The organism is Nocardiopsis synnemataformans, assembly GCF_965343085.1.
Classification (GTDB): domain Bacteria; phylum Actinomycetota; class Actinomycetes; order Streptosporangiales; family Streptosporangiaceae; genus Nocardiopsis; species Nocardiopsis alborubida.
This window is the reverse complement of record NZ_CBDRFA010000059.1, coordinates 41,003-54,764: the sequence shown is the minus strand read 5'-3', so window position 1 is coordinate 54,764 and position 13,762 is coordinate 41,003. Positions and strand designations below refer to the sequence as shown.

Genomic DNA, 13,762 nt, shown 5'->3' with positions numbered 1-13,762 from the left:
CCCGCGCCAGGGACACGGCCGCCCAGCTGGCGTCGGCGATCGCCGACCTGGAGGCCAAGCTGGACAAGGCCAGGGAGAAGGGTGACGAGCGCCGGGTCAGGGAGTACGAGGACGCGCTGGAGGCCCGCCGCTCGTGGCTGGCCGAGGCGGAGAAGGCCCTCGACGAGCTGAGCTGAGCCCCCGGACGGGCCGCGCTCCCCGGCGGGGGCGCGGCCCGTCCGCGTGTCAGGCGCGCGGTCCGGCGACCGGTTCGGGTGCCTCCGCGGACTCGGGCTCCTCCGCGGGCTCGGGTGCGGACTCGGCGGGTACGCGCTCCCGCTCGGTCCGGGGACCGGCCTCGGGCTCCGGCTCCGTCCCGAGGGCGGGTACGCGGACGGCCTCGGGCGCCTCTCGCGGTTCGGGCTTCTCCGCAGCCGCGAGGACCGTCTCCTGCCCGGGCTCCCGCTCCCACCGCGCCCGGGTGTCGCGGTGGCGCACCAGGCCGCCGACGCACAGCGCCACGGAGGCCGCGAAGGCCAGTGCCGTGACCACCCACACCGGCGGCACCACACCGTGGACCCGGTGCACGGCGGCGTCGCAGGAGACCAGCACCGCTCCCGGCTCCGGGCGCGCGCAGACCGTGGCGACCGGGTGCAGTCCCCCGCCGCGGACCGCGGTGATCTCGCCGGTGAACCGCATGGTCGCGCGGTCGCCGGGTTCCAGGGACCGCGACCAGGTTACCCGCCCCTCCCCCGCCTCGGCCCCGGACGTCCCCGAGACGTAGCGCACCGTCGGAGGGAGGAACTGCACGATCTCGGCGCCGGACACCGCCTTCCCACCGGCATTGCGCACGTTGACCGTGTAGTGGATCCGGTCGCCCGGACCCGGCCGCTGCGCGTCGGCGCGGGACTCCAGGGCCACGTGCAGGCTGTCCGCGCCGGGCACGACCTCCCCTCCGCCGCCTCCCGGCTCGCCGGGTGCGTGGTGGGCGCCGGGCAGGGCGAGCAGGGCCACCAGCCCCATCGCAGACACCGCCGTTGCTACGGCCATGGTCTCCTCCGCGTACGAGCACAGAAATGACATTACGTCTATATGGAATAACACGGAGTAGTCACTTCGATCGTGCGCCATGCGGAGGAACCCGGAACACGCACGAGGGCGCGCACGGCCGGTGACGGCCGTACGCGCCCTGGAGGTCCCCGCGGGGACCGGCGCTACGGGTGCGGGTCAGGCGCCCACGAAGGAGCGCAGCGCGGCGGCGCGCTCGGTGCTCTCCCACGTGAACTCGGGCAGTTCACGGCCGAAGTGGCCGTAGGCGGCGGTCCGGGAGTAGATCGGACGCAGCAGGTCCAGGTCGCGCACGATGGCGGCCGGACGCAGGTCGAAGACCTCCTTGACCGCCTTCTCGATCAGCTCCGGGGCGACCTTCTCGGTGCCGAAGGTCTCGATGAACACGCCGACCGGGTGCGCCTTGCCGATGGCGTAGGCGACCTGGACCTCGACGCGCTCGGCGATCTCGGCCGCGACGATGTTCTTGGCGACCCAGCGGGTGGCGTAGGCGGCCGAGCGGTCCACCTTCGACGGGTCCTTGCCGGAGAAGGCGCCGCCGCCGTGGCGGGCGTAGCCGCCGTAGGTGTCCACGATGATCTTGCGGCCCGTGAGCCCGGCGTCGCCCATGGGGCCGCCGATCTCGAACCGGCCGGTCGGGTTGACCAGGAGCCGGTAGTCGTCGGACTCCAGGCCGTAGGCGGCCACGACCGGCTCGATGACGTGCTCGCGGATGTCGGGGGCGAGCATCTCGTCGAGGTTGATGTCGGCCGAGTGCTGGCTGGAGACCACGACGGTGTCCAGGCGGACCGGGGTCTGGCCGTCGTACTCGACCGTGACCTGGGTCTTGCCGTCCGGGCGCAGGTAGGGCACCGTGCCGTTGCGGCGGACCCCGGCCAGGCGCTCGGAGAGGGAGTGCGCCAGCTTGATCGGCAGCGGCATGAGCTCGGGGGTCTCGCGGTTGGCGTAGCCGAACATCAGGCCCTGGTCGCCCGCCCCCTGCCGGTTGAGGACGTCGTCCTCGTTGTCGACGCGCGCCTCGTAGGCGGTGTCGACGCCCTGGGCGATGTCGGGGGACTGCGCGTCGATGGAGACGTTGACCCCGCAGGAGTCACCGTCGAACCCCTTGGCGGAGGAGTCGTAGCCGATCTCGAGGATCTTTCCGCGCACGATGGCGGGGATGTCGACGTAGGTCTGGGTGGTGACCTCGCCCGCGATGTGGACCTGACCGGTGGTGATCAGCGTCTCGACCGCGACCCGGCTGCGCGGGTCATGGGTGAGCATCGCGTCGAGGATCGCGTCACTGATCTGGTCGGCCATCTTGTCGGGATGGCCTTCGGTGACCGACTCGGAGGTGAAAAGGCGGCGGGACACGTTGCGTGACTCCTTGCAGCGGCTGCTGGCTGACATGTACCGGTGCGGCACGGGCGCCCCCGGCTGCCTGCCGGGGCGGCCAATACCGACCGACGGGGTTGGTTATTGGTCCACTGTAACGGGACCGCTGGGGGCGGGCACCCCGCGGCCGACCTCCCCGGTCGTCACGGGTGCACGTTGAAGTCTGACGTACTCGGCGGTGGGAATCCAGTCCTGGGCACACGTGGTTCCACCAGGCCGGGCCCCGGCGACCGCCGCCCGCTCCGGGGCGCCGGGGACCCGCGGTACCTAGCCCAGGCGCGGCAGGAGCAGGTCCCAGATCCGGTCGGCGAGGTCCTCCTTGGGGCCGGTGGGCACGTCCACCGCGGTGCCGTCCGAGCCCAGGATGACGGCCTGGTTGTCCTCGGTGCCGAACGCGCGCCCGCCGCCGACCTGGTTGACCACGAGCAGGTCGCAGCCCTTGCGGGCCAGTTTGGCGCGGCCGTTGGCGATCACGTCGTCGGTCTCGGCGGCGAAGCCCACGACGGTCTGCGCCAGTCCCTCGGCGTCGCGGGAGGCGACCAGCCCGGCGAGGATGTCGGGGTTCTCGGCCAGTTCGATGGGCGCGGGCGCCGCGCCGGGCCTCTTCTTGATCTTGGAGGCGGCACTGGCGACCGGACGGAAGTCGGCCACCGCGGCGCTCATCACGATCGCGTCCGCGCCGACGCGTTCGGCCTCCATGGCCTCGGCCAGTTCCACGGCCGAGCCCGCGCGCACCACGCGCACCCCGGCCGGGTCGGGCAGGGAGACGTTGGCGGCGACCAGGGTCACGTCGGCCCCGCGGGCGGCGGCGGTGCGTGCCAGGGCGTACCCCTGTTTGCCCGAGGAGTGGTTGCCCAGGAAGCGGACCGGGTCGACGGCCTCGCGGGTGCCGCCCGCGGAGACCACCACGCGCCGTCCGGCGAGGTCGGGGGCGGCCGCGCCGCGGCGCAGCACGAGGCGGGCGGCCTCGAACAGCTCGGAGGGCTCGGGCAGGCGCCCTCGTCCGGTGTCGGCACCGGTCAGGCGGCCCACGGCCGGGTCGAGGACGACGGCGCCGCGCGAGCGCAGGGTGGCCACGTTGGCCCGCGTGGCGGGGTGCTCCCACATCTCGGTGTGCATCGCGGGCGCGAACACCACCGGACAGCGCGCGGTGAGCAGGGTGTTGGTGAGCAGGTCGTCGGCCAGGCCCGCGGCGGCCCTGGCCAGGATGTTGGCGGTGGCCGGGGCCACGAACACCAGGTCGGCCTCCTGGCCGATGCGCACGTGCGGGACCTCGTGGACCCCGTCCCACACTCCGGTGGCGACGGGCTGGCCGGACAGGGCGGCCCAGGTGGGCTCACCGACGAAGCGCAGGGCCTCGGCGGTGGGCACGACCCGGACCCGGTGGCCGGACTCGGTCAGGCGGCGCAGCAGTTCGCAGACCTTGTAGGCGGCGATGCCGCCGCCGACGCCGAGGACCACGCGGGGAACGTCTGTGTCACTCACAGAAAGGAGTTCTACCAGCCCCCGGCCGCCCCGCGCGCGCCGGGGGCGCGGCGGGCGGGCTTGTGGGCACGCGGCGACAGGGCCTCAGGAACCTTCGTAGGGCTCAGCGGTGAGCAGGCCCGACCTGACCTCGCGCAGGGCGATGGACAGCGACTTCTCCTGGACCTGGGTCTCCACCAGCGGGCCGACGTACTCCAGCAGGCCCTCGCCCAGCTGGGCGTAGTAGGCGTTGATCTGGCGGGCCCGCTTGGAGGCCATGGTGACCAGGCTGTACTTGCTGTCCACCAGCTCCAGCAGATCGTCGATCGGCGGGTTGGTGATGCCTTCGGCGACGGGCTCGGTACCAGCCACTTCATTACCCCCAGGAATGGTCCGCGGCTCGTCGCGGAGCCGCGGTGGACGGACGTTGGGGCGCCGTCGGGACGGTTCCCGGCGCGGCGCGGGTGGCGCGGGCCTCGGGCCCGGCCGCTATCACACCTTGGGCGCGGTGATCAACGCTAGCAGCTCGTCGCCCACTTCCTGCACGGACGTGTTGACGAGGGTGGTGTCGAACTCCTTCTCGGCGGCCAGCTCGACCCTGGCCACGTCCAGGCGGCGCTGGATGACCTCGTCGGACTCGGTGCCGCGTCCGGTGAGGCGGCGCACCAGCTCCTCCCAGGAGGGCGGAGCGAGGAAGACGTGCAGGGCGTCGGGCATGGAAGCGCGCACCTGGCGGGCGCCCTGGAGTTCGATCTCCAGCAGGACGGGCACTCCGGCGCGCAGGCGCTCCTCGACGGGTCGACGCGGGGTGCCGTAGCGGTTGCCCGCGAACTGGGCCCACTCCAGGAGCTGGTCCTCGGCGACGAGGCGGTCGAACTCCTCGTCGGTGACGAAGTGGTACTGGACGCCGTCCTGTTCGCCCGGGCGGGGCCCGCGCGTGGTGACCGAGACCGAGAGCCACACGTCGGGGTTCTCACGGCGCAGGTGGGCCACCACCGTGCTCTTGCCCACACCCGAGGGTCCGGACAGAACGGTCAACCGCTTCTGCGCCGGGCGGGACTGGGATCCGGGATCGGGCATGTGTGTTCGAGGCTTCCCTTCGGGCCCGTCCGCCACGGGCGGGGCCGTGGCCCTCGCGTCGCGCTCCGGCGAGCCGGAACAGGTCCGGGCGCCGTCACCGTGCGGGCGGTCTGGTGTGCGGGGTGTCCGCGTACGGTCGCGGGAAGCTTCCTTTATACCACCGGGCCGCGGTGCGGCGGACGGTCATGACCCACCTCAAAACGCACCGCGCCCGGGGTAAGTGCGGGGCCGCGGTGCGGCGAACGGTCATGACCCACCTCAAAACGCACCGCGCCCGGGGTAAGTGCGGGGCCGCGGCGCGACGGACGGTCGTGGCCTGGGGCCACCCGTCCGCCGGCCGCGGCCCGGCCAGAGCTCACCGGGGGTCGGCCGCTGTCGCGGCGTGGTGTGCGCCGCGACTGTGGGGGACGCGGCGGACCGGTGCACTGCGTTCAGGTGCTGCTCGGTACTGCTCGGTGCTGCGGGTACTGCCTGGTGCTACTTGGTGAGGTCGCCGAACTCGGCCTCGAGGGCGGCGCGCTGGTTGGTTCCCAGACCGCGGACACGGCGCGACTCAGCGATGTTGAGCCGCTCCATGATCTGCTTGGCCCGGACCTTGCCGACGCCGGGAAGGGATTCGAGCAGAGCCGAAACCTTCATCTTGCCGATGACGTCGTCCTTGAGGCCGTTGGAAAGGACCTCGGACAGCGAGATGCCGCCGTTCTTCAGCTTGTTCTTGACCTCCGCGCGCTCTTTTCTGGCCTTGGCGGCCTTGGCCAGAGCCGCGGTGCGCTGTTCGGGTGTCAGGGGAGGAAGGGCCACGCCGGGTCACCTCGGTTTTCTACTCGTTTGTAGAGGGCGGACGCCTGCGCAAGTTAGTAGGTCTGACCCCTGTTAGGCAACGCAAAGTGCCCTTTCAGCGGCTATTTCGTCGAACTAACTACTGAGAGTTGTTAACCGACTGCATTCGGAGACGAAAACCAGGACTTTGGTCCCGATTGGAGGAGGTGTGGAGGGTGTCACCAGCGCAGGTCACGCAGGGGTGACGCGGGTCACTCTCGGCAGTGCTCGACGAATTTCGGACACACCAAATTAGTGACCGACAGTGACACATAATCGGACCCGTGGGACCCCGTGCACTGGTTCGTCTCCCTGTTCCGTCGATCCCTTCGCCCAGCACCTTCCGACACCGTCGAAGGGCACCCGCGCGGCCCCCTTCCCCTTCGCTCCCTAGACGCGGACACCCGCCCTCCGCACGGCCGCCGCGAGGGAGGCCGCCGCCGCGCCCGGGTCCGGCGCGCGGGTGATGGGACGGCCGATGACCAACAGGTCCGCACCGGCCGCCACGGCCTCCTCCGGGGTCGCCACGCGCGACTGGTCGCCCCTGTCCGCCCCCGCCGGGCGCACTCCCGGCGTGATGAGGGTGACGTCCGGCCCGACCTCGGAGCGGAGCAGGGCCACCTCCTGCGGCGAGCAGACCAGCGCGCGGGCCCCGGCGCCCACCGCCAGGACCGCCAGGCGCCGCACCGCGTCGCGGGCCGGACCGAGCAGCCCCACCTGCTCCAGGTCGTCCTCGTCCATCGAGGTGAGCACCGTCACGGCGGCGATCCTGGTCTCCGCCGCGGCCTCCACCGCGGCCCGGATCATGTCCGCCCCTCCCCCGGCGTGCACGGTCAGGATCGAGGGCCGCAGGCCCGCGACGCTGCGCGCGGCACCGGCGACCGTGGCCGGGATGTCGTGCAGCTTCAGGTCGAGGAAGACCCCCAGCCGGCTGGCGCCGCGCACCGCGCTGACCACGTCGGGCCCGTAGCGCAGGTACAGCTCCAGGCCCACCTTGACCGTGCTCACGTGCGGCGCGACCGCGGAGGCCCAGGTGGCCGCGGTCTCCAGGTTCCTGGCATCGAGCGCCACGGCGATGGGCGCGGAGGGCGCGGTGGTCTCGGTCATGTCGGTATCTCCCATCGTGTGCCGCCGACCGGAGTCGGCGCGTGCAAGGCACGGACGTACTTGCGGACGTGCTTACCGCGGCACCTGAGAATGCACGTTCGTTGTCATGTGCACACCATCAAGGTGTGCGGTTCCCCGGATGAGCCGCTTCATGCGCCCCACCCGTGTCACTTCCCCGTAACGGCCTCCCAGGCGGCCGCAGGCGGGTCGTAGTCGCCAGAGCAGTGGTAGAGACCAATTGCGCGCGTTTGGTCGCACAGCGCCATCTGAACGCCGTTCAGGCCGGTCAGGGCCCTTGTGCGCCGCGCACCCGGCCTGTCACGCCCCCACGCCCGTCCGGTGGGCGGCGCCCACCAGGTCGGCGGCCCGTCTCAGCCCGCGGGCCTCCAGCAGTTCGGTGAACTCGCGGAGCACGCGGGCGCACGCCGAGGGGTCGGAGAAGTTGACCGTGCCGACCGCCACAGCGGAGGCCCCGGCCGCCATGAACTCCATCACGTCGGCGCCCGTGCGGACCCCGCCCATCCCGATGATGGGCACGTCCGGCATCGCCTCGTGCACCCGGTAGACGCACCCCACCGCCAGCGGGCGGATCGCCGGTCCCGACAGCCCGCCCATCCCCCCGGCGACCGCCGGGCGCAGCGTGCGGGTGTCCACGGCCATGCCGCGCACGGTGTTGACCATGGACAGCCCGTCCGCGCGCGCCTCCACGCACGCGGCCGCCAACTCCACCACGTCGGGGACGTCGGCGGCGAGCTTGGCCAGCACCGGCAGCCCCGAGCGGGTGTGGGAGCGCACCGTGCGCACCACCGCCGCGGCCTGGGCGGCGTCGTCGACGTAGCGGCGCCCCGCGGGGTCGGACGGGTCCGGGCTGGAGAGGTTGACCTCGATCGCACTGACCCCCTCGGCGGCGGAGACGCGTCTGGCGAGCTCGCCGAACTCACCCATGCCGGTGCCCGCGACGGAGACGATCGCCCGGCCGCCGCGGGAGAGCAGCCAGGGCAGGTCCCGTTGGAGGAACACGTCCACGCCCGGGCCCTGCATACCCGTCGTGCTGAGCATCCCGCTGGGCGTCTCCGCCATGCGCGGGGACGGGCGCCCGGCGTGGGGCTCCAGCATCACCGACTTGGTGGTGACGGCGCCGATCGAGGCGATGTCGAAGAACTGGGCCAGCTCGCGGCCCGCTCCGGCGCACCCGGCGGCGGTCACCACGGGGTTGGGCAGCTCCCAGCCGCCCAGCCGGGTCCTGAGGTCTGCGTTCACTCTCTCACCCATTGTTTGGTGGTGGTCGGGCCCGGGGCGGAGCCGGGGGACCCTCAGGCGATGTCGCGGGCCGTCTCCGCGGCGCGGGCCGCGCTGGAGCCCTTCCAGCCCGGGGCGCCCAGGGCGTCGAAGGGGATCGTGCCCACGTCGTCGAAGCGCACCTGCTCGCCCCGGAAGACCGGGCCGTCCACACAGGAGCGCACCATGCGGGTGATGCCGTCCTCGCCCACCACCGGGATGACGCAGGTCATGCAGATCCCGGTGCCGCAGGCCATGGTCTCCTCCACCGCCACCTGGACGGGGATGCCGTGGCTGGCCGCCACGGAGGTGACCGCGCGCAGCATCGGCATGGGGCCGCAGGCGTAGACGGCGTCGGAGCGGCAGTCCTCGATCACCCTGCCCAGGACGTCGGTGACGCGGCCGTGGGTGCCGAAGGAGCCGTCGTCGGTGGTGAAGGCGGCCGTCTCGGCGATGCGGCGGGCGGTGATGGCGCTGAACACCCGGTCGGCGGAGGCGGCGCCCAGCACGAAGTCCACCCGGCAGCCGCGTCTGCGCAGCGACTGGGCGAGCGGGAACAGCGGGGCGCTGCCCGAGCCCCCGCCCACCAGCACGCAGTTGACCGGCTCGCGGGGCAGCGGGAAGGGGCGGCCCAGGGGGCCGACCACGTCCAGCAGGTCGCGCGAGCGGCGCTCGGACAGCCAGGCGGTGCCGGCGCCGCGCACCGAGAACAGGAACTCGACGGTGCCGCCGTAGTCGGGTTTGACGTCGTGGATGGCGAAGGGGCGGCGCAGCAGGGTGCTGGAGTGGTCGCCGCCGACGGCCACCGACACGAACTGCCCGGAGCGGAACCGCTCGGCTATGCCCGGGGCGACCACGGTGATGGCGTAGTAGGCGTCCACCCTGCGCACGTTCAGCACGGGGCACCTGGTCTGCACCGGTCCGTTGTCGCTCATCAGGTCGTGGCGCCCGAGCCCGATGTCGCGGACACCGGGGCGTCGGCGCCGCCCTCCCCCCTCTGGGATTCCTGCGTCGTCCTGTGCGCCAACCGTATAGGCGGGGGCGCCGTGGACACACCGTCCACGGCGCCCCGTCCCAGGCGGCCCAGCTAGGCCCGGCTGGCGGTGAGGGTGCTCGCGTGCTCCTGGAGGGAGCGCACGCCGACGTCTCCGCGCACCCGCGCCTCGATGGCCTGGACCGCGGCGGCCAGGCCCTGCACGGTGGTCACGCTGGGCACGCCGCGCACCACGGCCGCGGTGCGGATCTCGTAGCCGTCCAGGCGCGGACCTGCCTGCCCGGCGCTGCCGAAGGGAGTGTTGACGATGAGGTCGACGCCCCCGGCGTGGATGAGCTGGACGATGGTGGGCTCGCCCGCCGGGCCGCTGCCCTCGCTGTGCTTGCGCACCACGGTGGCGTGCACGCCGTTGCGGCGCAGGACCACGGCGGTGCCCTCGGTGGCCAGGATCTCGAAGCCGAGGTCGGCCAGGCGCTTGACCGGGAAGATCATCGATCGCTTGTCGCGGTTGGCCACCGAGACGAACACCCGGCCCCGTTCGGGCAGGGAGCCGTTGACGGCCAGCTGCGACTTGGCGTACGCGGCGCCGAACTCGGTGTCCAGGCCCATGACCTCACCGGTGGAGCGCATCTCGGGGCCGAGGATGGTGTCGACCCCCTCGCCCTCCTTGTCGATGAAGCGGTTGAAGGGCAGCACCGCCTCCTTCACCGACACCGGGGCGTCCGCGGGCAGGTCGCCGCCGTCGCCGCTGGCGGGCAGCATGCCCTCCTCGCGCAGTTCGGCGATGGTGCTCCCGGCCATGACGCGGGCGGCGGCCTTGGCCAGCGGCACCGCGGTGGCCTTGGACACGAACGGCACGGTGCGCGAGGCGCGCGGGTTGGCCTCCAGGACGTTGAGCACGCCGGAGGCGAGCGCGTACTGGACGTTGATCAGCCCGCGCACGCCCGTGCCCCGGGCGATGGCCTCGGTGGAGTAGCGGATGCGCTCGATGTCCTCGCGGCCCAGGGTGATGGAGGGCAGGGTGCACGCCGAGTCGCCGGAGTGGATCCCGGCCTCCTCGATGTGCTCCATGACCCCGCCCAGGTACAGGTCGCGGCCGTCGTAGAGGGCGTCGACGTCGATCTCGATGGCATCGTCGAGGAAGCGGTCGATGAGCACCGGGTGCTCGGGGCTGACCTCGGCGTTGCGCTCGATGTAGTCGGCGAGCATCGTCTCGCTGTAGACGATCTCCATGCCGCGGCCGCCCAGCACGTAGGAGGGGCGGACCATGACGGGGTAGCCGATCTCGTCCGCGGCGGCCTTGGCCTCGGCGAAGGAGTGGGCGGTGCCGTACTTGGGCGCGGGCAGCCCGGCGGCGGCCAGGACCTTGCCGAACTCGCCGCGGTCCTCGGCCAGGTCGATGGCCTCGGGGCTGGTGCCGATGATGGGCACCCCGGCGTCCTTGAGGCGGCGGGCCAGGCCGAGCGGGGTCTGGCCGCCCAGCTGGACGATGACCCCGGCGACCGGTCCGGCGGCCTGCTCGGCGCGCACGACCTCCAGCACGTCCTCCAGGGTGAGCGGCTCGAAGTAGAGCCGGTCGCTGGTGTCGTAGTCGGTGGAGACCGTCTCGGGGTTGCAGTTGACCATCACGGTCTCGTACCCGGCGTCGGAGAGGGCGAAGGAGGCGTGGACGCAGGAGTAGTCGAACTCCACGCCCTGGCCGATCCGGTTGGGTCCCGAGCCCAGGATGATGATCTTGGGGCGGTCGCCCGTGGGGACCTCGGTCTCCTCGTCGTAGCTGGAGTACAGGTAGGGCGTGCGGGCCTCGAACTCGGCGGCGCAGGTGTCCACGGTCAGGTAGACGGGGTGGACGCCCAGGGCGTGGCGCAGTTCGCGGACCACGTCCTCGCTGCGTCCGGTGATCTGGCCGATCTGGAGGTCGGAGAAGCCCAGTCCCTTGACCTGGCGCAGCAGGTCGGCGTCGAGCTTGGGGGCGTCGGCCAGGACGCGGGCCGCCTCCTCCAGGCGCAGCATCTGGTCCACGAACCAGGGGTCGATGCGGGTGGCCTCGTGGACCTCCTCGACGGTGGCCCCGGCGCGCAGGGCCTGCTGGACCTGGCGCAGGCGGTGCTCGGTGGGGGTGGCGGCCAGGCGCAGCAGCTCGTCCTTGTCGCCGGGCTGGCCCTCCCAGGTCAGGCCGACGCCCTTCTTCTCCAGGGAGCGCATGGCCTTCTGGAGGGCCTCGGGGAAGGAGCGGCCGATGGCCATGGCCTCGCCCACCGACTTCATCGTGGTGGTCAGGCCGGGGTCGGCGCCGGGGAACTTCTCGAAGGCGAAGCGGGGCACCTTGACGACGACGTAGTCGAGCGTGGGCTCGAAGCTGGCCGGGGTCTCCCGGGTGATGTCGTTGGGGATCTCGTCCAGGGTGTAGCCGACGGCGAGCTTGGCGGCGATCTTGGCGATCGGGAAGCCGGTGGCCTTGGAGGCCAGCGCCGAGGAGCGCGACACGCGCGGGTTCATCTCGATGACGATGACCCGGCCGGTGGTGGGGTGGACGGCGAACTGGATGTTGCAGCCGCCGGTGTCCACGCCGACCTCGCGGATGACGGCGATGCCGATGTCGCGCAGCTTCTGGTACTCGCGGTCGGTGAGGGTCATGGCGGGGGCGACGGTGATGGAGTCGCCGGTGTGCACGCCCATGGGGTCGAGGTTCTCGATGGAGCACACGACCACGACGTTGTCGTTGGTGTCGCGCATCAGCTCCAGCTCGTACTCCTTCCAGCCGAGGATGGACTCCTCCAGGAGCACCTCGGTGGTCGGGGAGAGCGCCAGGCCCTGCCCGGCGATGCGGCGCAGCTCGGTCTCGTCGTGGGCGAAGCCCGAGCCCGCGCCGCCCATGGTGAAGGAGGGGCGCACGACGACGGGGTAGGAGAGCTCCTCGGCCGCGGCCAGGCACTCCTCCAGGGTGTGGCAGATGCGCGAGCGGGCGGACTCGCCGCCGATGCGCTCGACGATGCCCTTGAAGCTCTCGCGGTCCTCGCCGGACTGGATGGCCTCGATGTTGGCGCCGATGAGCTCGACGCCGTACTTGGCGAGGATGCCCGCCTCGTCCAGGGCGACGGCGGCGTTGAGGGCGGTCTGGCCGCCCAGGGTGGGCAGGAGCGCGTCGGGGCGCTCCTTGGCGATGATCTTCTCGATCATCTCGGTGGTGATCGGCTCCACGTAGGTGGCGTCGGCGATCTCCGGGTCGGTCATGATCGTGGCCGGGTTGGAGTTGACCAGGATGACCCGCAGGCCCTCGGCCCGCAGAACCCGGCAGGCCTGGGTGCCCGAGTAGTCGAACTCGGCCGCCTGCCCGATCACGATCGGACCGGAGCCGATCACGAGGACGGATGAAAGGTCACTACGGCGCGGCATGCTCTGCTTCCTCTTGCTACTTGGCAGCCGGAGCGGGCTGGGCGGACATCAGGTCGACGAACGCGTCGAAGAGTTCGGCGGCGTCGTGGGGGCCGGCGGCGGCCTCCGGGTGGAACTGGACGCTGAACGCGGGGCGGTCCAGCAGCCGCAGGCCCTCGACGACGCGGTCGTTGAGGCCGATGTGGCTGACCTCGGCCCGGCCGTAGGGGGTGTCGAAGGGCGTGTCGAGGGGGGCGTCGACGGCGAAGCCGTGGTTCTGGCTGGTGATGGCGACCCTGCCGGAGCGGGTGTCGATCACCGGCTGGTTGACGCCCCGGTGCCCGAAGGGCAGCTTGTAGGTGCCCAGGTCCAGGGCGCGGCCCAGGATCTGGTTGCCGAAGCAGATGCCGAAGAGCGGCCTGCCCGCCTCCAGGACGCCGCGCATGGCGGCGACGGGTCCGTCTGCGGTGGCGGGGTCGCCGGGGCCGTTGCTGAAGAACACCCCGTCCGGGTCCAGGGCGAGGATGTCCTCGGTGGTGGCGGTGGAGGGCAGCACGGTGACCCGGCACCCCCGCTCGGCCAGGCGCTGGGGGGTCATGGCCTTGATGCCCAGGTCCACGGCGGCGACGTGGAAGCGGGCGGGCACGCCCTCGGGCGGCAGGACCTCGTAGGGCTCGCGGGTGCTGACCTCGGCGGCCAGGTCGGCCCCGGCCATGGCGGGCTGCTGGCGCACGCGCTCCAGCAGGGCCCGCGGGTCGGTCTCGGTGGTGCTGATGGCGGCGCGCATGACGCCCCTGTCGCGCAGGTGGCGGGTGAGGGCGCGGGTGCCGGTGAGGGAGATGCCGACCACGCCCTGGCGGCGCAGCTCCTCGTCCAGGGTGCGCTCGGCCCGCCAGTTGGAGGTGATGCGGGCGGGCTCGCGCACGACGTACCCGGCGACCCAGACGCGGCCGGACTCGGGGTCGTCGTCGTTGACGCCGGTGTTGCCGATGTGGGGGGCGGTCATCACCACGATCTGGCGATGGTAGGAGGGGTCGGTGAGGGTCTCCTGGTAGCCGGTCATGCCGGTGTTGAAGACCGCCTCGCCGAAGGTCTCCCCGGTGGCGCCGAAGGAGCGGCCGTGGAAGACCCGGCCGTCCTCGAGTACCAGAATCGCGGGTCCGCTCTCGGACACGTTCGCCCCCTCCTCCGCCGGGCCGTCGGCGGCCCGGGTGTTCTGTTCTG

11 protein-coding genes and 1 pseudogene are annotated in these 13,762 nt (G+C 72.4%); 1 reads left to right on the top strand and 11 read right to left on the bottom strand.

Annotation, left to right across the window (positions count from 1 at the left end; genetic code table 11):
* Window positions 1-176 (top strand): annotated as a pseudogene (locus ACSIH6_RS27865) (DUF349 domain-containing protein); the annotation flags it as partial.
* A gap of 49 nt (window positions 177-225) precedes the next feature.
* On the opposite strand, the gene ACSIH6_RS27860 reads toward ACSIH6_RS27865, so the two are convergent.
* From ACSIH6_RS27860 to carA, 11 genes are all read right to left on the bottom strand, one after another.
* Window positions 226-1,029, bottom strand: coding sequence for a hypothetical protein (locus ACSIH6_RS27860; RefSeq protein WP_435111298.1), 804 nt, complete (start codon window positions 1,027-1,029; stop codon window positions 226-228).
* A 177-nt stretch (window positions 1,030-1,206) separates the two neighbouring features.
* On the bottom strand, window positions 1,207-2,400 hold the full coding sequence (gene metK / locus ACSIH6_RS27855) for a methionine adenosyltransferase (protein ID WP_435111297.1): 1,194 nt from the start codon (window positions 2,398-2,400) through the stop codon (window positions 1,207-1,209).
* A 288-nt stretch (window positions 2,401-2,688) separates the two neighbouring features.
* Window positions 2,689-3,882: a bifunctional phosphopantothenoylcysteine decarboxylase/phosphopantothenate--cysteine ligase CoaBC gene (coaBC, locus tag ACSIH6_RS27850; protein ID WP_435111302.1), complete on the bottom strand. Its 1,194-nt coding sequence runs from the start codon at window positions 3,880-3,882 to the stop codon at window positions 2,689-2,691.
* 108 nt (window positions 3,883-3,990) lie between these two features.
* Window positions 3,991-4,257: a DNA-directed RNA polymerase subunit omega gene (gene rpoZ / locus ACSIH6_RS27845; protein ID WP_013154112.1), complete on the bottom strand. Its 267-nt coding sequence runs from the start codon at window positions 4,255-4,257 to the stop codon at window positions 3,991-3,993.
* A gap of 120 nt (window positions 4,258-4,377) precedes the next feature.
* Window positions 4,378-4,965 carry a guanylate kinase gene (gene gmk, locus ACSIH6_RS27840; RefSeq protein WP_017565055.1) on the bottom strand — a complete coding sequence of 196 codons (588 nt, stop codon included), beginning with the start codon at window positions 4,963-4,965 and terminating at the stop codon, window positions 4,378-4,380.
* Window positions 4,966-5,442: 477 nt separating this feature from the next.
* On the bottom strand, window positions 5,443-5,766 hold the full coding sequence (gene mihF, locus ACSIH6_RS27835) for an integration host factor, actinobacterial type (protein ID WP_017565056.1): 324 nt from the start codon (window positions 5,764-5,766) through the stop codon (window positions 5,443-5,445).
* A gap of 408 nt (window positions 5,767-6,174) precedes the next feature.
* On the bottom strand, window positions 6,175-6,891 hold the full coding sequence (gene pyrF / locus ACSIH6_RS27830) for an orotidine-5'-phosphate decarboxylase (protein WP_435111296.1): 717 nt from the start codon (window positions 6,889-6,891) through the stop codon (window positions 6,175-6,177).
* A gap of 318 nt (window positions 6,892-7,209) precedes the next feature.
* The gene (locus tag ACSIH6_RS27825; protein WP_061080911.1) at window positions 7,210-8,151 is read right to left on the bottom strand and encodes a dihydroorotate dehydrogenase; all 942 of its coding nucleotides are present in this window, start codon (window positions 8,149-8,151) and stop codon (window positions 7,210-7,212) included.
* 53 nt (window positions 8,152-8,204) lie between these two features.
* Complete coding sequence (locus ACSIH6_RS27820) at window positions 8,205-9,104, bottom strand: dihydroorotate dehydrogenase electron transfer subunit (protein ID WP_435111295.1); 900 nt, start codon at window positions 9,102-9,104, stop codon at window positions 8,205-8,207.
* A 152-nt stretch (window positions 9,105-9,256) separates the two neighbouring features.
* Window positions 9,257-12,559: a carbamoyl-phosphate synthase large subunit gene (carB, locus tag ACSIH6_RS27815; protein WP_435111294.1), complete on the bottom strand. Its 3,303-nt coding sequence runs from the start codon at window positions 12,557-12,559 to the stop codon at window positions 9,257-9,259.
* Window positions 12,560-12,575: 16 nt separating this feature from the next.
* Window positions 12,576-13,712: a glutamine-hydrolyzing carbamoyl-phosphate synthase small subunit gene (gene carA / locus ACSIH6_RS27810; RefSeq protein WP_435111301.1), complete on the bottom strand. Its 1,137-nt coding sequence runs from the start codon at window positions 13,710-13,712 to the stop codon at window positions 12,576-12,578.
* Window positions 13,713-13,762: the final 50 nt, after the last annotated feature.